This window comes from Citrobacter sp. MGH104, from assembly GCF_001034485.1.
Taxonomy (GTDB): Bacteria; Pseudomonadota; Gammaproteobacteria; order Enterobacterales; family Enterobacteriaceae; genus Citrobacter; species Citrobacter freundii.
Genome location: NZ_KQ089818.1, coordinates 2,228,427 through 2,246,838 on the forward strand (window position 1 = coordinate 2,228,427; position 18,412 = coordinate 2,246,838).

An 18,412-nucleotide genomic window follows, 5' to 3' on the forward strand; every position below is an offset into this window, starting at 1 on the left:
CGAATCAAAGGAGATATCATGTCTGACTGTCGTACTTACGGATTCAACACCCAGATCGTTCACGCGGGGCAACAACCCGACCCTTCAACTGGCGCGCTCAGTACGCCTATTTTCCAGACTTCAACGTTTGTTTTTGACAGCGCCGAACAAGGTGCCGCCCGCTTTGCGCTCGAAGAGTCCGGGTACATTTACACCCGTTTGGGTAACCCCACCACCGATGCGCTGGAGAAAAAGCTGGCGGTACTGGAACGAGGTGAAGCCGGACTGGCAACCGCGTCCGGTATTTCAGCTATCACCACAACGCTGTTGACGCTTTGTCAGCAGGGTGACCATATCGTTTCCGCCAGCGCGATTTACGGTTGTACCCACGCGTTTTTGTCGCACAGCATGCCAAAGTTTGGGATTAACGTCAGCTTTGTCGACGCGGCAAAGCCTGAAGAAATCCGCGCCGCCATGCGCCCGGAAACCAAAGTTGTATATATCGAAACGCCCGCTAACCCGACGCTGTCGCTGGTCGACATTGAAACGGTAGCCGGTATCGCCCATCAGCAAGGCGCATTGCTGGTAGTGGATAACACCTTTATGTCGCCGTACTGTCAGCAGCCTTTGCAACTGGGCGCGGATATTGTGGTGCACAGCGTCACCAAATATATCAACGGTCACGGGGATGTGATTGGCGGCATCATTGTTGGTAAGCAGGAGTTTATCGACCAGGCGCGGTTTGTTGGCCTGAAAGATATCACCGGCGGCTGCATGAGTCCTTTCAATGCGTGGTTGACGCTGCGCGGCGTTAAAACGCTGGGCATTCGTATGGAGCGTCACTGTGAAAATGCGCTGAAAATCGCCCGCTTCCTCGAAGGGCATCCGTCCATTACTCGGGTGTATTATCCAGGCCTGTCATCGCATCCGCAGTATGAGCTGGGCCAGCGACAAATGAGCCTGCCTGGTGGAATTATCAGCTTCGAAATCGCCGGCGGCCTCGAGGCTGGCAGACGGATGATCAATTCTGTAGAATTATGCCTCCTCGCGGTCAGTCTCGGTGATACCGAAACCCTCATTCAGCACCCAGCGTCTATGACACATTCGCCCGTTGCGCCAGAGGAACGGCTTAAAGCAGGTATTACCGACGGGCTTATCCGTCTTTCTGTGGGTCTTGAAGATCCAGAAGATATTATTAACGACCTTGAACACGCCATCAGAAAGGCAACATTCTGACCAATATGGCCTGAACCGACGCCGTTCGGTTCAGGTTGTTGAGAATCAAGGCACAACAGTCTGGCAATACGCGCAATCCTCTTTCGGGGAGAACGTGTATTTTGGGCAGGGGGTTCTATGCAGGACAACACATTACAATTAAGCAACAATACAGCAACCGCCGTACCATTCTCAAAAAAAATACCGTTTACGAAATACGATTTTGGCTGGGTATTACTGTGCATAGGCATGGCCATTGGTGCCGGAACGGTACTGATGCCGGTACAAATTGGCTTAACAGGCATTTGGGTATTTATTGTCGCCTTTATTATTGCTTATCCGGCAACTTATATTGTGCAGGATATTTATTTAAAAACATTATCAGAAAGTGAAACCTGTAATGACTACACGGACATTATAAGTCATTATCTGGGAAAAAACTGGGGCGTATTTCTTGGCGTCATCTATTTTCTGATGATTATTCACGGCATATTTATTTATTCCTTATCCGTGGTTTTTGACAGCGCTTCATATATCAAAACCTTCGGCTTGACCGAGACCGATCTTTCACAGTCGATAATCTACAAAGTGGCCATTTTTGCCGTGCTGGTCGCCATTGCTTCCGGGGGAGAAAAACTGCTGTTCAAAATCTCCGGCCCGATGGTAGTGGTCAAAGTGGGTATCATCATCGTATTTGGTTTTGCGATGGTTCCGCACTGGAACTTCGCTAATATCAGCGCCTTCCCTGAAGCCTCGGTGTTCTTTCGCGATGTGCTGCTAACCATCCCGTTCTGCTTCTTCTCCGCGGTGTTTATTCAGGTGTTGAACCCTATGAACATCGCCTACCGCAAACGGGTGGCAGACCGGGTACTGGCCACTCGTATGGCTATACGTACGCATCGGATCAGTTACATTACGCTGATTGCGGTCATCCTGTTTTTCTCTTTTTCTTTTACCTTTTCCATTAGCCATGAAGAAGCCGTTTCAGCCTTCGAACAAAATATTTCCGCACTGGCGCTGGCGGCACAGGTGATTCCGGGACAGATTATTCATATCACCTCAACAGTATTAAATATCTTCGCCGTATTAACCGCGTTCTTTGGTATTTATTTGGGATTCCACGAGGCGATCAAAGGAATTATTCTTAACGTACTGAGCCGCGTTATTGACGTGGAGAAAATTAATCCTCTGGTGCTTACGCTGGGTATTTGTACCTTTATTGTTATCACCCTGGTGATTTGGGTATCGTTTCGCGTATCAGTACTGGTGTTCTTCCAGTTAGGCAGCCCGCTGTACGGGATTGTGTCGTGTATTATTCCGTTTTTCCTGATCTATAAAGTCACACAACTGGAAAAACTACGCGGGCTGAAAACCTGGCTAATCCTGCTGTACGGGATCCTGCTGTGCCTGTCGCCATTACTGAAGCTGATTGAATAACCCGCGTAAACTGCGCCGTCAGCTCCTGGCGGCGCTTAGCTCACACTCTCCAGTTGATAGCTGCGAATTTTATTCAGTACCGTGGTATGTGATACCCCCAGCGCTTTGGCGATATGCCGCGACGACACATTCTCTTCCATCATTTGTTCAATAAGCTGGCGTTCCGCATACAAAACCTGCTCTTTAAAAGGACGTTCTGTCGGGCCTTGCTCAGCGGCGGGCAAATTCACCATCCCTAATTCTTCGGGCGTAATGACATCGGATTCCGCCATTAGCATCAGACGAATAATGGTATTTTCCAGTTCGCGCACGTTTCCCGGCCAGCTGTGATGGTGCAAGGCATCAAAACAAGCTTTATCCAGAATGATCCGCCGCTGGAATTCCTTTGCGTATTTCTGCACAAAGTGGCGAATCAACAGACTGATATCCTGCGGACGCTCCCGCAAAGGCGGAATAGTCAGGGAAAGTACATTGATGCGGTAATAGAGATCGGCGCGCAACAGACGTTGTTCCACCATATCTTCCAGATTGGCGTTGGTTGCCACAATAATGCGTACATTAACCGGAATAATTTGCGCCCCACCAACGCGACGGATCCCGCCATCCTGCAGGACGCGCAATAATTTAGCCTGTAAGCCCAGCGACATTTCACCAAATTCATCGAGAAAAAGGGTGCCTTTATCGGCCATTTCAAACAGCCCTTTTTTGCCTTTACAATCCGCGCCGCTAAAAGCCCCTTTCTCATAGCCAAAGAATTCACTCTCCATAAGCGACTCAGGTAGTGCAGAGCAGTTGACCGGAATAAACGGATAAAAACGTCGCTGCCCGGAATTATGGATAGCCCGGGCCAGCAGCTCTTTGCCGGTACCCGTATCGCCACGGATCAGAACGGTATATTTGCTGTCAGCAATTTTTATCGCCTTTTCGATAAGCGCGTGCATGCTCTGGCTGCTGCAAATAATGTCAGAGAAATAACGCGGGCGTTCCGGCTCCGGCGTTGACAGCTCGCTTATCTCCTCACAGAGGTAGGCGACATTAATAATATCGGCGCGCTGGCTTAAACAGGATTGCACACAGGAAATATCCTGTAGCTGGCGGCACCAGGATTTAATCAGGATCCGTCCAGGTGTGACTTTCATGGAGATGATATTGATATCGCAGCAGGAAAATTCCTTCAGGACATCCTCAACCATCGACAGACGATCAATTGTTTTAATATCCCAGCGTATCGTGACCACATTTGCTCCTGATAGTTAGCAACTGCGAAATAGATATTTCTGTGGCGAGAGGAAACCTGACTACATTTTAGACGCTGTGGAATAATGTTCTGCCAGAGGACTCACATTGTGGACGGAAAAACAAAATATAAAAAAACCGGAGCACAAGGCTCCGGTTATCGGGTCATAACCCACGTTTATTGCTGTGGGTTTTCGTCCTGGTCAACGGCGAAACAGGCCACCAGCTGACCGCCATAGTCTTTTAACTGTGGCTGAAGCTGAGTACACGGACCAAATCGACGACGGCAACGGGCGTTGAATGCGCAGCCTGGTGGCGGATTCAGCGGGCTTGGCAGCTCACCGGTCAGCTTGATACGCTCGCGGCGATCGTCCGGGTTCAGGCGCGGCGTTGCGGAGAGCAGCGCCTGAGTGTACGGATGCCGTGGATTATTGAAGATCTGATCCTTGGTTCCTTTTTCCACACAGCGGCCTAAATACATCACCATCACTTCATCGGCAATGTGCTCTACCACCGACAGGTCGTGCGAGATAAAGACGTATGACAGCCCCAGTTCCTGTTGCAAGTCCATCATCAGGTTCAGCACCTGCGCACGTACGGAAACGTCCAGCGCCGAGACCGGTTCGTCAGCAATCACCACATCCGGGTCAAGCATCAGACCGCGGGCAATGGCGATACGCTGACGCTGGCCGCCGGAGAACATATGCGGATAGCGGTCGTAGTGCTCGGTTTTCAGCCCCACTTTCGCCATCATCGCCAGCGCTTTTTCACGACGCTCCTCTTTGCTGAGCGTGGAGTTGATCAGCAACGGCTCTTCCAGAATCTGCCCTACTTTTTTACGCGGGTTCAGGGAACCATAGGGGTTCTGGAACACTATCTGGATTTTCTGCCGACGCAGCTTCTGCGCCTGCGGGTCATGCTTGAGTAAATCCTGTCCCTGGTAATACAGCTCACCGCCAGTCGGGATTTCAATCATCGTCAGCAGACGGCCAAGGGTGGATTTCCCACAGCCCGACTCACCTACCACCGCCAGCGTTTTACCGCGCTCCAGAGTAAAGGAAACGCCATCCAGCGCTTTCACCAGGCGTTCCGGGGCGAACATGCCCTTCTTCACCGGGTAGTGTTTTTTCAGGTCAATTGCCTGCAACAGCGGCTGTTGCGCGGCGGCCTTTTGCGTACTCATAGCCCAGGCCTCCCGGCATCATCAAGTGGGTAGTGGCATTTCGACTGACGACCGCCTTCCAGCAGGTTCAGTTCAGGTTCTTCAGCGCGGCATTTGTCGGTCGCATAGGGGCAGCGTGGATTCAGCAAACAGCCGCTCGGGCGGTCATATTTACCGGGAACCACGCCCGGCAGTGAGGCCAGACGCGCTTTGTCCTGAGCAAACTCCGGCAGCGCGCGCAGCAGCGCCTGGGTGTAAGGATGACGCGGCGCGCGGAAGATATCCTGCGCGGCCCCGGTTTCCACTACCTGCCCAGCGTACATCACGATGATTTTGTGCGCCGCTTCAGCCACCAGCGCCAGATCGTGCGTGATTAAGACCAGCGCCATGTTCTCTTTTTGCTGCAATTCCAGCAGTAGCTCGATGATCTGCGCCTGAATGGTCACATCCAGCGCCGTTGTCGGTTCATCGGCAATCAGCAGCTTCGGACGACAGGCAATCGCCATCGCGATCATCACGCGCTGACTCATCCCACCGGACAACTGGTGCGGATAGACATCCAGACGCGAGGCCGGATCGGGGATCCCCACCAGCGTCAGCAGATCAATTGCCCGCTGAATACGCGTTTTTTTGTTGCCGCCCTGGTGCACCTTGATGGCTTCCATAATCTGGTAGCCGACGGTGTAGCAGGGGTTAAGGCTGGTCATCGGGTCCTGAAAGATCATTGCCACTTCCGCACCCACCAGTTGGCGACGCTCTTTCTCAGAGATGCGCTTCAGGTCGCGACCATTAAACTCCAGATTTTCGGCCATAACGCGGCCAGGGTAGTCAATCAGTCCCATAATCGCCAGCGAGCTGACGGACTTACCAGAACCAGACTCCCCAACAATGCCAACCACCTCACCCTGATTCACACTGTAGCTAATGCGGTCTACGGCGCGGAATTCGGAACCTACGTCGCCGAAATGCACCGATAATTTATCTACATTTAATAACGCCATCTCGAACCTCTTACTGCTTCAGTTTGGGATCGAGCGCGTCACGCAGACCGTCACCCATCAGGTTAAATGCCAGCACCGTCAACAGGATCGCCAGCCCCGGGAAGGTCACAACCCACCAGGCGCTTTGGGCAAACTGCAGAACGTCAGAGAGCATGGTGCCCCATTCCGGCGTAGGCGGCTGTGCGCCCATCCCCAGGAAGCCGAGGGCAGCCATATCGAGAATGGCGTTAGAGAAGCCAAGCGACGCCTGAACAATCAGCGGCGCAAGACAGTTAGGCAGAATATTGACGAACATCTGGCGCATCGCGCCGGCTCCCGCCACGCGGGATGCGGTGACGTAGTCGCGGTTAACTTCCACCAACACAGCGGCGCGCGTCAGACGCACATAGTGCGGCAATGCCACAAACGTCAGCGCCAGCGCAGCGTTGCCTATCGAGGGGCCAAATACCGCCACCAGCACCAGCGCCAGTAACAGGCTCGGCAATGCCAGCATGATATCAACCACACGCATGATGACGTTATCGACAATTCCACCAAAGTAGCCGGCGATCAGCCCAAGAACCACGCCCATCAGCAGGGAGAGTACAACCACCAGACAGCCAACCAACAGCGACAGACGCGCACCGTACATCAGGCGGGACAGCACGTCGCGGCCCACATCATCAGTACCAAACAGATGCGCCATGGAACCGCCTTCCTGCCACGCAGGAGGAGCTAGTAGCGTATCGCGGAACTGGTCTGCCGGGTTGTAGGGTGCAAGGACGTTGGCAAAGACCGCAATCAGGATCATTACCACCACATACACCAGCCCAACAACCGCGCCTTTGTTGCGTTTAAAATAGTGCCAGAACTCCTGCAGCGGCGTCATCGGCACCGGTGCAGCAATAACTTTGTTTTCAGTAACCTGTGACATGATGGCCCCTTACTTCTTATGCCGAATACGCGGGTTCACCACGCCATACAGCAGGTCTACCAGCAAGTTGACGAGGATAATCATCGTCGCGACCAGCAGTACCCCGCCCTGCACTACCGGATAATCACGGCGTTGCAGCGCATCGATCAGCCAGCGTCCCAGCCCCGGCCACGAGAAGATAGTCTCGGTCAGGATTGCCCCAGCCAGCAACGTACCAACCTGCAGGCCGATAACGGTTACAACGGGCAGCATCGCGTTACGCAGAGCGTGAATGATGATGACGCGCATACGGGTCAAACCTTTAGCGCGCGCGGTACGAATGTAATCCTCGCCCAGTACTTCCAGCATCGACGAACGTGTCATACGCACAATGACCGCCAGAGGAATGGTACCCAGCACCATCGCAGGCAAGACCATATGCGCCAACGCATCGATAAAGTTACCCTCTTCACCCCAGATGGCGGTGTCTATCAACATAAAACCGGTCAGCGGATTGGAATCATCAAGGAACACCATGTCGCTCACCCGCCCAGAAACTGGCGTCAGGTTCCACTGCACGGAAACCAGCATGATCAGCATCATGCCCCACCAGAAAATCGGCATGGAGTAACCGGTCAGCGCCAGGCCAACGGCGGTGTGATCGAAAATGGAGCCGCGCTTAACTGCAGCAAGTACACCCACCGGGATACCCACTGCGACGGCGAAAATCATCGCGCAGACGCCGAGTTCCAGCGTGGCTTTGAAGCGAGGTACGAACTCTTCCCACACCGGTAAGCGGCTTTTCAGTGAGATACCTAAATCGCCATGCATAACCCCCCAGATATAGTGGAGGTACTGCTGCCACATAGGCTTATCCAGACCGAGTTCAGCCAGCAGTTGAGCATGACGCTCAGGGGAGATCCCACGTTCACCTGCCATGATCATAACCGGATCGCCGGGGATCATATGGACGAAGGCAAAGGTGAGAAGAGTGATACCGATAAACGTGGGGATGACGAGTCCCAAACGTCGGAGAATGAACTGCAACATAACCCGGATTCTCTCTAATGACGCACGGCCTGGAACCGTGAGTCTGCATTGCTCACAAATCTTATCCCACGCAAACTGCATCGTGGGTAAAGCATTACGCCGGATGGCGCTGCGCTTATCCGGCCTACACAATACCGGGGCGCAGCGCTTCCTTGATTGCTTTTAATTATTCGACAGAGACGTTTTCGAAGTGGTGTTTGCCTAATGGATCAACCACATAGCCTTTTACTTCTTTACGCACTGGTTCATACACGGTGGAGTGAGCAACAATCAGAGCCGGGGCCTGATCGTGCATAACAACCTGAGCTTGCTTGTACAGTTCAATACGTTTGTTGTGATCGTCGGTCGCACGCGCCGGTTGGATCAGGTCTTCAAACGGCTTGTAGCACCAGCGAGAGTAGTTGGAACCGTCTTTCGCTGCCGCACAGCTAAACAGGGTGGCGAAGAAGTTGTCCGGATCCCCGTTGTCACCGGTCCAACCCATCATCACCGCCTGATGTTCACCCGCTTTGGCGCGTTTCAGATACTCGCCCCACTCGTAGGTCACAATCTTGGCCTGAACGCCAATTTTCGCCCAGTCAGCCTGAACCATTTCCGCCATACGACGAGCGTTCGGGTTGTAAGGACGCTGTACCGGCATGGCCCACAGTTCAACGGTAAAGCCTTTGTCCTGACCGGCTTCCTTCAACAGCGCTTTGGCCTTCTCAGGATCGTAGGTGTAGTCTTTAACGTCGTCGTTATAGCCCCACATGGTCGGTGGGATCAGGTTTTTCGCGGCAACGCCAGCACCCTGATAAACCGCTTTGATGATCGCTTCTTTGTTTACCGCGTAGGTCAGCGCCTGACGGACTTTCACATCATCAAACGGTTTCTTCTCGGTGTTGAAAGAGAGGTAGCCAACGTTCAGACCGGCCTGCTCCATCAGGTTGATATTTTTATCCTGCTTCATGCGTGCGATGTCAGCCGGGTTCGGGTACGGCATCACCTGGCACTCGTTCTTCTGCAGTTTGGCGTAACGCACAGAAGCGTCAGGCGTAATGGAGAAGACCAGACGGTCGATCTGCGGCTTAGTGCCCCAGTAACCTTCGAATGCTTTATACAGAATACGAGAGTCTTTCTGGTACTGCTGCAGCTGGAACGGACCGGTACCGATTGGGTTCAGATCCACTTTCTCCGGGGAACCGGCTTTCAGCATGTTGTCCGCATATTCTTTGGAAAGAATAGAAGCGAAGTCCATCGCCAGGTCAGCCAGGAACGGTGCTTCCGGGCGAGTCAGCACGAACTGAACGGTTTTATCATCCACTTTTTTCACTTCGGAGATCAGGTCTGGCAGACCCATTCCTTCGAAGTATTCATAGCTGCCGCCAGAAACTTTATGGTACGGGTTCTGGGCATTTTTCTGACGATCGAAAGAGAACACCACGTCATCGGCGTTTAAATCGCGCGTCGGTTTGAAATCTTTGTTGTCCTGCCACTTCACGCCAGGGCGAAGGTGGAAGGTATAGGTTTTACCGTCTTCGCTGATTTCCCACTTCTCAGCAAGTCCCGGGATCACTTCAGTTGTGCCGGTTTTGAACTCGACCAGGCGGTTATAGATCGGCACGGAGCTGGCATCATAGGTGGTACCAGAGGTGAAAAGCTGCGGGTTAAAGCCTTCAGGAGATCCTTCTGAACAATAAACCAGAGTTTTAGCCTGTACGCTTGCTGCGACGGTCATAGCCACCAGGCTCAGACCAAGCTTCAGCATCCCTGACTTCTTCAAGGAAATACTCATTCTTCTGCTCCAAATGTGATGTTTGTTGTTTTACCCTTTGCAATGGGTTTGCACCGCCTGGCCTTTTTTGTTTTTTACCCGGCCGGGTCAGCGTTAAGAGGATGGGGATTCCGTTCACATAAGCGACTGAGTTGCAGTGCGGATTCTCCATGAAATGCCCCTCATACCCTACAATCTGTCAACAGAATGTGAAAACGTCAATACAGGTAACCGCGATTTACACCAACGGTGAGAATTGGCAAACAAAGATTAAAAAAAGTGCAAGCGGGTATTTTCAGCAGGGAAATTTGTGCTACGCGCACTATGCCAGAATAAACATCTTCATACTTCGCAACATTTGGAGATTAACATTTATGCAATTTATTCAAATTTTCCCAATGAATGCTGCATATCTGAGCGATTAATGCCATGAACGTTAAAACGCACAGCGGAAAATGCCAGCGCCAGCCATAAGTAGCGCAAAAAAAGTTTCAAGCAAACATAAAAAAAGGCAATGGAATATGTCACAGAATCGTTAACTGTCAGTGGGAAGTGATGCACAATTTTTGCAGATAAAAGGAAGGTCAAAGGTGGGGTTGGAATAACGCCATACACGCCGGGATGAAACTGAGTCTGTAGGCCGCATAAGGCGCTTGCGCCGCCATCCGGCAATGTCTCCAATATTGCCTGATGGCGCTTCGCTTATCAGGCCTACAAAACAAAAAACCCTGCTCGTTGAGCAGGGTTTTAAATTTGGTCGGTGATAGAGGATTACTCGCCACTGCGTGGCTCGCCCTGCGGGCCGTTGCTGACGCAACGTTCTCTCGCTACGCTCGAGTCGAACCTCTTACCCCCGGAGGTTCTCATCCTCCTGGGCTATAAAGCAAAAAACCCTGCTCGTTGAGCAGGGTTTTAAATTTGGTCGGTGATAGAGGATTCGAACCTCCGACCCCTTCGTCCCGAACGAAGTGCGCTACCAGGCTGCGCCAATCACCGAATGCGGGGCGCATCTTACTGCTCAGCCGCGCGCCCGTCAATCCCTTAGTATCAAAATGCCATTTGATCGGCGAGAAAGTCAGCAGCTCTGTTACTGGGCTGTAACCTTCTTCGCGTCCGGGATACGACACCAGTTGTTATTCTCGTTAATCCCCCCATTTGGCGAGGTATAACCAAGGCAACCCAGAACGGTATCGTACAGTTCCACATGACGACGCGGCACCTTCATCTCAGCTTCTTGCTTCAGGTGCGCAAATGCCTTCGCATGGTCAGGGTCTTCCAGATATTTGTCTGACATCCACACCATCATAGGAACGCGGAACTGCTCAGGCGGCGCCATTTTACGCGGCGTACCGTGCAGGTGCTCACGTTCGTTAATTGACTCACCGTGATCGGCGGCGTAAAACACGATCGCTTTCTTATCGCGCAGCTGATCAAACACCTGGGTAATAAAGTGATCAACGTAGGTTACCGAATTATCAAATGAATTAATCATCTCAGCTTTCGAGCAGCCACTATCAACATTGACACACTCCGGCTTCCACTGTGCATATTCGCGGGTGTAGCGCTGGGTGTAGTTAAAATGCGAGCCCTTGGTGTGCAGAATAATCAGACGCTTTTCGCCATCATCAGTCTTCTGTAAAGATTGCTGCATCTCATTAATCAGCAGCATATCGTCAACGTTTTTGCCACGGTTACGCGGCTCTGCGCCAATCTGTTCACGATAGGCAATGTTTTCCGCCATGGTATTGCTGTAGAACCACATCTCGCTTTGCATCGCGTACAGATCGGTTTTAAATCCTAACTGGCCGAGCACAGAAAAGACGTTTTGTTCTTTCAGCGTACGCTGTGGGTTTTCCTCTGCCCCACCTTCACGAACGAACATGCAGCGTAGCGAAAGCTTGGTCGCGGTATCACAGGAATATCCACGGAAAGCCGCCAGGTTTTTCTCCTGAGCCAGCCTTGGCGTGGTGTTTCGCTCATAGCCAAAAATCCCCATATGATCCCAGCGCGTGGTTTCACCGATAATAAACACGACATAGGTGTCGTCGAGATTGTTGGGGGCAACGTAGGTGAACTTCTTCGCCGGGTTCATCAGCGATTTGTTGTCTGAAGATTCATCCACCTGCGCCCAGGCGTATAAACCCAGCGCAGAGAGCCAGTTTGACGGCAAATAGGAGTTCGCAACGACTCCGCCGTAGCTGGGTAAATCGATCCCTGTTTCACGCTCAACGCTTTTTTGTTGCATGCTGAGCAGACGAATGGGCGCCCACACCATCAGGCCAGCCAATAAAACCGCCGCTACGCTACGCCATCTCATGCCAGGCGTACGAATCTGTTTCATCAGGGTATAACGACAGCGGTTACTCCAAATCAACACCAATGGGATAATACTGACTGAAACCAGCCAAACGATAAAATGCCAGCCGACGACTTCTTTTGATAAATCAATATCGGTGGTCATGACCGAGGCAATAATACCGTAGCCAATGACCACGTTCAGGAAGGTCATGTAATAGCTGGCGCCGGCAGAACAGAGCACCACAAACGTTGCCAGTACACGCCAGGCGCGTCGGCCAAATAAAGAGAGAACACGGAGTAAAAAGAAGGTCACCAGCACAGTGCCAGCTAATTCAACAACCGCAGAGAGTCCTTTCCAGACGGTAAACTCGTGCGTATATCCGCTAAAGCGACGGAAAAACACAGCGCAATTCATAAAAAGACCGATATAGATCGCCAGCAAGAAACTCAGCTTCTGCTGCGTCATCGATTTGATATATCTCATGCAAACAAACCCTGGAGGAAGGGATAAAAACACCCTGCGCAAAAGCCTGTCAGGCCATACAGGGGAAAAGTGCGACAAGTGCAGATAATAAGAAAATTCTACAGCGCAGGTAAGTAGACCACAGGAGGGAAGAAAAGTGCTTATAGAGAATGCAAACGGCGCATATATTTTTGTAAATATATGCGCCGGGCATTAATCAGACCACTAATAGATTCAGGCGTGTGCCTCGGTATAGACGCTACGCTGCGGCTGACGAATAGTGGTAGAAAGCGCCAGCGAGATAATTAACAGCGCAAAGATAACGCAGAAGGTCACATAGAATCCGCCGAACAGCGAGGCGATAATGGAACCACAAATGCTGCCGATACCGAAACCTAAGTAAATGACACCGTAGTTTTTAGCCAGGTTGTTCAAACCGAAGAACTCACTCACCAGTGACGGGAACACGGTGATGGTGCCGCCAAAGTTAAATGCCACACAGGCAATCGCCGTAAAGAAGGTCACATCATTCAACGGCGCGAACAGCAGTGCGGCCATACCCACCAGCGAAACGACCTGACCAATGGTGATAACGCGAATACGAGAGATTTTGTCGGACAGAATCCCCAGAACCAGACGACCGGACAGGTTAGCGATAGAAATCACGGTCACCGCGTTTGCCGCCGTTGCCACATCCATATGTGCCAGACTTTGTGCGATATCTTTCGCCACGCCAATTACGTACAGCCCGCTCATACATGCCGTCAGGAACATGACCGCCAGCATCCAGTACTGCGGTTTACGCATGGACTGCGCCAGGGTGTAGTCATTCTCAACCACGCCATTTTTCGTTTTCACTTCCTGATTCGGCGCGTCTTTCATCAGCGTGGAGCCAAAGACGATCATTACCAGCACAATCGCGCCCCAGATCATGAAGGTTTTTTCCAGACCCACGGTGCTCAACAGTTGGCTATCGATGAATTTAAAACCGAGGCTGCCAAGACCGTAAGAACCGATAGCGAAGGCGGAAATCAGCCCTTTACGCTCCGGGAACCATTTTACACAGTTGGAAAGTGTTAACAGGTAGCCTGCGCCATCCGCCAGACCAACCAACACACCAGCGCTCAGCCACAGCATAATCAGGCTGTCAGAGTGGGCGGTTAAGAAGAAGCCCACACCGAGTAAAATACCGGAGGCCATGGTGACGCGTTTCACGCCAAAACGTTCCTGCAGTTTCCCGGCGACGGAAGAAGAAATTGCCAGCCCGAGGCTCAGCAGGCCAAAGGAAAAGGCAACCTGACTCACCGGCGCATCAAGCTTAGAAGAAAGCGCACCGTTAAACAGGCTCCAGGTATAAACAGAACCTAAAGCAAATTGGGTAATGATGGTGCCGATCAGTGTCAGCCAGCGGGTACGCTGATAATCAGAAGTTTTCATGGCAGTCTTCCTGCATAAACAAAAGGGGAAATTCTCTGCCAACAACCATACCGAAGCGTTTTTATGAGCAGGGGAAAACGGCATGAAATGCCGCCAGGACGGAATGAAATGCCTGGAATGCGGAATGAATGACGAGACAAAAAGTCGGGTTACTGAATTTTATCGCATGAGTTAGTACACGCTATCGCTGGAGTGCGTGTGATTGTTGATCTCAACATGTAATCAAGATGTTTATGTGATGATTGTTTACGTTAAAATTTGGCGCTCACTCCCATGGTGTACATATAGTCGCTGTTGTTGGTGCTATTTTCCGCCTGCGACAGCGCCGCGTAAGCCGCCATGTGCGGGTTCAACAGCATATCCGCACCGACGGTAACATCTACCCAGTTACCGTCCTGACCCGCCGCCGTCATGCGACTGAGACCCGACTGCGCCTTCCAGATATTTTCGCCAAACTGCTGGTTATAGCTGATTTGCGCCCACGGTCGCACATCACCGAACTGCGAATTGACTCGCCAGCCCAACGAGCTCACGCTGGCATGCCACAGCGGATCGTTCTGCGTTACCGACGTCGCGCTATCGCCAAATTCGTTGTAAGTAGATGTGGTGGAACCGTCATAATGCAGCGCGGCAACCGGACCGGTTGTCACCTGTCTTGAAAGCGGGAAGTTCCAGCCCATACTCATGCCGCTGGTGGCATCCATTGGTGTCTCATCCGCCAGATTCACCACGGGCCCCGCCACGTTCTGAGTGGAACGAATACGTTCTTCCAGAATGTCGTTATAACGTGGTTGGTGATCGCTGTCCCATGTATAACGTTCAGCCGTATGCCCTGACAGCGCATCAACGATATATTCTTGTTGCCAGCCATATGCTGTATTGATGGACAGCGCACAAACTATGACGCTCGCCAGAGTTAACCTTTGGCGACCACTACTGTTTCTTATAAGCATCAACGCGACTCCAGAAAAGAGCCGAATTCGGCGATATTATTGTCATTGTGTGAAGTATTTGGGCCAGCAGGCCTTGTATTAAATATTGTCTTTTTAGCTGGCGCGTCAAGGCGGGCCGAATGAAATTTTTACGCCAGTAAAAACAGCGAGGAAGAATATGCAGCGTTGCGGATGGGTCAGTCAGGATCCACTTTACATTGCCTACCACGACAAGGAATGGGGCGTCCCCGAAACCGATGGCAAAAAGCTGTTCGAAATGATCTGCCTCGAAGGCCAGCAGGCCGGGTTATCGTGGATTACCGTACTCAAGAAACGGGAAAATTATCGCCACGCTTTCCACCATTTTGACCCGGAAAAAGTGGCGGCCATGACCGAAGAGGATGTGGAAAGGCTGGTACTGGATGCCGGCATAATTCGTCATCGCGGAAAAATTCAGGCCATTATCGGCAACGCTCGTGCCTTTCTGACGATGGCACAAAACGGAGAGTCGTTTAGCGAGTTCGTCTGGTCATTTGTTGATAACCAACCACAAGTGACCTGCGCCGCCAACCTGAGCGATATTCCCACCTCCACGCCTGCGTCAGACGCGCTGTCTAAAGCGTTAAAAAAACGCGGTTTTAAGTTTGTCGGCACCACCATTTGTTACTCCTTTATGCAGGCATGCGGCCTGGTCAACGATCATGTCACCAGCTGCATCTGTTATCCGGGAGAACAACATGATTCGTGAATCAAAGGCTGAAGATATACCAGCGATTCTGACGCTGTGGATGGAAAGCACAATCCATGCCCATCCGTTTATCGAAGAGCGCTACTGGCGCGAAAGTGAATCAGTGGTGCGGGATGTTTATCTGCCAGCCGCGCAAACCTGGGTGTGGGAAGAAGAAGGCGAGCTCAAAGGTTTTGTCAGCGTCATTGATGACCGCTTCCTCGGCGCGCTGTTTGTCGCGCCTGCCGCCATCAGAAGCGGGATCGGCAAAGCGCTGGTGCAGCATGTGCAGCAGCGCTTTTCGTTACTCAGCCTGGAGGTCTACCAGAAGAATCAATCAGCGGTGAACTTCTACCATGCGCTGGGTTTTCGCATTGAAGACGGCGCATGGCAGGAAGAGACTCACCATCCCACGTGGATTATGGGCTGGCAGGCGGATCAAACGCCGTAAGCGTCAACGTGGGTCCGTTGTATTTTTCAAGCCACGCCAGCGCGGTGTTGCCCGCGCAGCCATTCCCCAGCTTCGAGCTGGGGAGATCTTTGGTCAGCACGTTGACGGCGCCATTTTTACAAATACCGTTCGCTGCGAGATCCAAATCAGGCCAGGCGCCTTCATGAATACAGATAACGCCGGGTTTAATACCCGCCGTCACCACCGCGCCCGCCAGAACTTGACCACGCTGGTTCCACACCCTGACCGTATCGCCATCCGCAATGCCGCGTGCGTGGGCATCCTGCGGATGAATCGTTACCGGCTCACGATCCGCTACCGCGTACTGCTCACGTAGCGCACTGTAGTTAAGCTGACTATGCAAACGGTGCGCCGGATGGGCGGAAAGCAGCTGTAGCTGGTCCGGTTCGGCGTTACCGAACCACTCATCCGGCTCCAGCCACATCGGGTGCCCCGCACAGTCCGCGTAGCCGTAACCAGCAATCCTCGCGGAGTAGATTTCAATTTTTCCGCTGTCCGTTTTCAGCGGATGAGCCTGCGGGTCGCGGCGAAAATCCGCAAAACGGATAAACTGCGCGCTGGCGGCATTTTCCGGCATTTCGATCAGGGCGTTGCGCTGCCAAAACTCGGCGAAAGGCGGCAATGTCACCTGCTGACTGGCCCCTCGTTGCCCGGCAATATTGTAAAACGTCTCCAGCCATTCCAGCTCGCTTTTGCCTTCGGTGAATCGCTCGTAACCGCCCTCTTCCCAGCGTTCACTCAGCTCGGCAAAAACATCATAATCATTTCGCGCTTCGTCCTGCGGCGGCACAACCTGTTTCATCGGCACCAGGTGCTGGTTGCTGTAGTCGCCGGTCATGGTCAAATCATTGCGCTCAAAGGAGGTGGTCGCTGGCAGTACGATATCGGCATGCTTCGCTGCGGCGGTCCAGAAACACTCCGAGATAACCACCAGCTCCGGTTTTTGCCAGGCGCGAATTAAACGGTTAGTGTCCTGATGATGGGTGAAGTTAGCGCCACCAGCCCACCACAACATGCGGATGTCCGGGAAATGGCGGTCCATGCCGTTGTGCTGGTAAAAACCACCGGGATTTTCCAGCGCTTCAACAATTCGCGCCACCGGGATTTTATCTACCGCGTCGGTACCACCTTTAACGCTGCCCTGCATTGAAGCCAGCACCGCAGCCCGGCGCGTTGGGTTGCCACCGTTGGCAAAATGGTACGACAGCCCAAAACCGCCGCCTGGCGTCCCGATTTGCCCGAGCATGGCGGCCAGGGTGACGATCATCCAGTGTTTCTGCTCACCATACTGTTGGCGCTGCATCCCCCATCCGGCCATCAGCATGGTGGTATTTTGGTGAAATATCGCCGCAAGTTCGCGTATTTTTGTTGCGGGTATACCGCAAATCTCCGCAGCCCACTCTGCCGTTTTCACAACATCATCAGATTTACCCAACAGATAGTTTGCAAAACGGTCATAGCCGGTGGTACACCGGGCGAGAAAATCCTCGTCATGCCAGCCGTTTTCCACCAGCGTATGCGCGATGCCCAGCATCAGCGCCACGTCGGTCCCCATATGCGGGGCAATCCATTCCATCTTTTCGCCAAAGAATTCGACGCTTTCCGATCGCATCGGATCGATACAGATCAACCGTTTACCGCTGTCGCGCAAAGCCTCAAAGTAAGCAAGCCCCTGCTCATCGGACGCGTTCCAGGCAATCTTCAGTGTATTCAGCGGATTAGCGCTCCATAACACCACCACCTCGCTGTTCTCAAGCACCACAGGCCAGCTGGTTTGCTGCTGGTAAACTTCGTTACCGCCCACCACGTACGGCATGATCGCCTGCGCAGCCCCCGTCGAATAATCCCCCAGATGCCCGGTATAACCGCCTGCCAGCGCCATATAGCGTTGTAGCAGGGTTGCCGCTTTGTGTAACACGCCGTTAGAGCGCCAGCCGTAGGAACCGGCAAAAATCGAGGCCGGGCCGTAGCTGTCACGGATGCGTTTATGCTGCGTATGGATAAGATTCAGCGCGTCGTCCCAACTTACGCGAACAAATTCATCCTGCCCACGCACGCCCTGGGGATTCTCCGGCGAGGCGAGAAAGCCTTTACGCACCATTGGAAAACGTACCCGCGTTTTACTGTGAACCTGGTCGCGCACCACGGTTTGCAAAGAGTTGGGATGGGAAGTGGGCAGCGCGCCACGCGAGGAGAAAACCGTCTCACCATCGGTGTCGACGAGAATTGGTCCCCAGTGGGCGGCGGTTAACACCGAGTAATGTGCGGTTGAATTAGCCAAGATGGCGCTCCTGAATGCGATGTGACGGCTTATTTATTATGCCGTTCAATGTTACTTACAAATTTCAGAGTCTTCCC

General features: G+C 52.5%; 16 protein-coding genes, 1 tRNA gene and 1 other RNA gene. 4 read left to right on the forward strand and 14 right to left on the reverse strand.

Annotated features, from left to right (window positions below):
- The first annotated feature begins 18 nt into the window (after window positions 1–18).
- Complete coding sequence (gene megL / locus SK34_RS10480) at window positions 19–1,215, forward strand: methionine gamma-lyase (protein ID WP_003023295.1); 1,197 nt, start codon at window positions 19–21, stop codon at window positions 1,213–1,215.
- Window positions 1,216–1,332: 117 nt separating this feature from the next.
- Complete coding sequence (locus tag SK34_RS10485) at window positions 1,333–2,631, forward strand: aromatic amino acid transport family protein (RefSeq protein ID WP_003837738.1); 1,299 nt, start codon at window positions 1,333–1,335, stop codon at window positions 2,629–2,631.
- A gap of 35 nt (window positions 2,632–2,666) precedes the next feature.
- Here the strand turns inward: SK34_RS10485 and SK34_RS10490 are convergent, their stop codons facing one another.
- The 13 genes from SK34_RS10490 to SK34_RS10540 all read right to left on the reverse strand — a co-directional run bounded on the left by SK34_RS10490 (window position 2,667) and on the right by SK34_RS10540 (window position 14,876).
- Entirely contained in the window at window positions 2,667–3,869 is a 1,203-nt protein-coding gene (locus SK34_RS10490) for a sigma-54 interaction domain-containing protein (protein ID WP_003024321.1), read from the reverse strand.
- A 176-nt stretch (window positions 3,870–4,045) separates the two neighbouring features.
- Window positions 4,046–5,050: a dipeptide ABC transporter ATP-binding subunit DppF gene (gene dppF, locus SK34_RS10495; protein WP_003024319.1), complete on the reverse strand. Its 1,005-nt coding sequence runs from the start codon at window positions 5,048–5,050 to the stop codon at window positions 4,046–4,048.
- Window positions 5,047–6,030, reverse strand: a complete 984-nt coding sequence (gene dppD, locus SK34_RS10500; RefSeq protein WP_003024317.1) for a dipeptide ABC transporter ATP-binding protein — start codon at window positions 6,028–6,030, stop codon at window positions 5,047–5,049. The genes dppF and dppD overlap by 4 nt, the downstream gene beginning before the upstream one ends.
- A 10-nt stretch (window positions 6,031–6,040) precedes the next feature.
- A complete protein-coding gene (dppC, locus tag SK34_RS10505) occupies window positions 6,041–6,943 on the reverse strand; it encodes a dipeptide ABC transporter permease DppC (RefSeq protein WP_003837734.1) in 903 nt (300 codons plus the stop codon).
- Window positions 6,944–6,952: 9 nt separating this feature from the next.
- Window positions 6,953–7,972, reverse strand: coding sequence for a dipeptide ABC transporter permease DppB (dppB, locus tag SK34_RS10510; protein ID WP_003837733.1), 1,020 nt, complete (start codon window positions 7,970–7,972; stop codon window positions 6,953–6,955).
- A 166-nt stretch (window positions 7,973–8,138) separates the two neighbouring features.
- On the reverse strand, window positions 8,139–9,746 hold the full coding sequence (gene dppA / locus SK34_RS10515) for a dipeptide ABC transporter periplasmic-binding protein DppA (RefSeq protein WP_032937213.1): 1,608 nt from the start codon (window positions 9,744–9,746) through the stop codon (window positions 8,139–8,141).
- Window positions 9,661–9,897, reverse strand: coding sequence for a hypothetical protein (locus SK34_RS24830; protein WP_127674029.1), 237 nt, complete (start codon window positions 9,895–9,897; stop codon window positions 9,661–9,663). Before SK34_RS24830 ends, dppA begins: the two co-directional genes overlap by 86 nt.
- 209 nt (window positions 9,898–10,106) lie before the next feature.
- The gene (locus SK34_RS10520) at window positions 10,107–10,406 is read right to left on the reverse strand and encodes a hypothetical protein (protein WP_141110492.1); all 300 of its coding nucleotides are present in this window, start codon (window positions 10,404–10,406) and stop codon (window positions 10,107–10,109) included.
- Window positions 10,407–10,479: 73 nt separating this feature from the next.
- Window positions 10,480–10,613, reverse strand: a non-coding RNA gene (locus SK34_RS23755) — RtT sRNA.
- Window positions 10,614–10,644: 31 nt separating this feature from the next.
- Window positions 10,645–10,721 (reverse strand) — tRNA-Pro (locus SK34_RS10525).
- A 91-nt stretch (window positions 10,722–10,812) separates the two neighbouring features.
- Window positions 10,813–12,507: a kdo(2)-lipid A phosphoethanolamine 7''-transferase gene (eptB, locus tag SK34_RS10530; RefSeq protein ID WP_048232981.1), complete on the reverse strand. Its 1,695-nt coding sequence runs from the start codon at window positions 12,505–12,507 to the stop codon at window positions 10,813–10,815.
- Between the two features lie 213 nt (window positions 12,508–12,720).
- Window positions 12,721–13,923 (reverse strand): L-lactate MFS transporter, encoded by a 1,203-nt coding sequence (locus SK34_RS10535; RefSeq protein WP_003024301.1) that lies wholly within the window; start codon window positions 13,921–13,923, stop codon window positions 12,721–12,723.
- A 251-nt stretch (window positions 13,924–14,174) separates the two neighbouring features.
- Window positions 14,175–14,876, reverse strand: coding sequence for an autotransporter outer membrane beta-barrel domain-containing protein (locus SK34_RS10540; protein ID WP_003846109.1), 702 nt, complete (start codon window positions 14,874–14,876; stop codon window positions 14,175–14,177).
- Between the two features lie 157 nt (window positions 14,877–15,033).
- Between SK34_RS10540 and tag the strand changes: the two genes are divergently transcribed.
- Together tag and SK34_RS10550 are read left to right on the forward strand one after the other, a co-directional pair.
- Window positions 15,034–15,603 carry a DNA-3-methyladenine glycosylase I gene (gene tag, locus SK34_RS10545; RefSeq protein ID WP_048232985.1) on the forward strand — a complete coding sequence of 190 codons (570 nt, stop codon included), beginning with the start codon at window positions 15,034–15,036 and terminating at the stop codon, window positions 15,601–15,603.
- Window positions 15,593–16,033 (forward strand): N-acetyltransferase, encoded by a 441-nt coding sequence (locus SK34_RS10550; protein WP_003846105.1) that lies wholly within the window; start codon window positions 15,593–15,595, stop codon window positions 16,031–16,033. The genes tag and SK34_RS10550 overlap by 11 nt, the downstream gene beginning before the upstream one ends.
- Here the strand turns inward: SK34_RS10550 and SK34_RS10555 are convergent.
- Window positions 16,002–18,335: a molybdopterin guanine dinucleotide-containing S/N-oxide reductase gene (locus SK34_RS10555; protein WP_048232986.1), complete on the reverse strand. Its 2,334-nt coding sequence runs from the start codon at window positions 18,333–18,335 to the stop codon at window positions 16,002–16,004. The genes SK34_RS10550 and SK34_RS10555 overlap by 32 nt on opposite strands.
- Window positions 18,336–18,412 lie beyond the last annotated feature (77 nt).

Excerpts from the sequence above, each read along its gene's own strand:
- eptB (WP_048232981.1), bottom strand. The coding sequence starts at position 12,507 with ATGAGATATATCAAATCGATGACGCAGCAGAAGCTGAGTTTCTTGCTG.
- megL (WP_003023295.1), top strand. The coding sequence starts at position 19 with ATGTCTGACTGTCGTACTTACGGATTCAACACCCAGATCGTTCACGCG.
- SK34_RS10485 (WP_003837738.1), top strand. The coding sequence starts at position 1,333 with ATGCAGGACAACACATTACAATTAAGCAACAATACAGCAACCGCCGTA.
- tag (WP_048232985.1), top strand. The coding sequence starts at position 15,034 with ATGCAGCGTTGCGGATGGGTCAGTCAGGATCCACTTTACATTGCCTAC.
- dppF (WP_003024319.1), bottom strand. The coding sequence starts at position 5,050 with ATGAGTACGCAAAAGGCCGCCGCGCAACAGCCGCTGTTGCAGGCAATT.
- SK34_RS10540 (WP_003846109.1), bottom strand. The coding sequence starts at position 14,876 with ATGCTTATAAGAAACAGTAGTGGTCGCCAAAGGTTAACTCTGGCGAGC.
- dppC (WP_003837734.1), bottom strand. The coding sequence starts at position 6,943 with ATGTCACAGGTTACTGAAAACAAAGTTATTGCTGCACCGGTGCCGATG.
- dppB (WP_003837733.1), bottom strand. The coding sequence starts at position 7,972 with ATGTTGCAGTTCATTCTCCGACGTTTGGGACTCGTCATCCCCACGTTT.
- dppA (WP_032937213.1), bottom strand. The coding sequence starts at position 9,746 with ATGAGTATTTCCTTGAAGAAGTCAGGGATGCTGAAGCTTGGTCTGAGC.
- SK34_RS10550 (WP_003846105.1), top strand. The coding sequence starts at position 15,593 with ATGATTCGTGAATCAAAGGCTGAAGATATACCAGCGATTCTGACGCTG.
- SK34_RS10535 (WP_003024301.1), bottom strand. The coding sequence starts at position 13,923 with ATGAAAACTTCTGATTATCAGCGTACCCGCTGGCTGACACTGATCGGC.
- SK34_RS24830 (WP_127674029.1), bottom strand. The coding sequence starts at position 9,897 with ATGGAGAATCCGCACTGCAACTCAGTCGCTTATGTGAACGGAATCCCC.
- dppD (WP_003024317.1), bottom strand. The coding sequence starts at position 6,030 with ATGGCGTTATTAAATGTAGATAAATTATCGGTGCATTTCGGCGACGTA.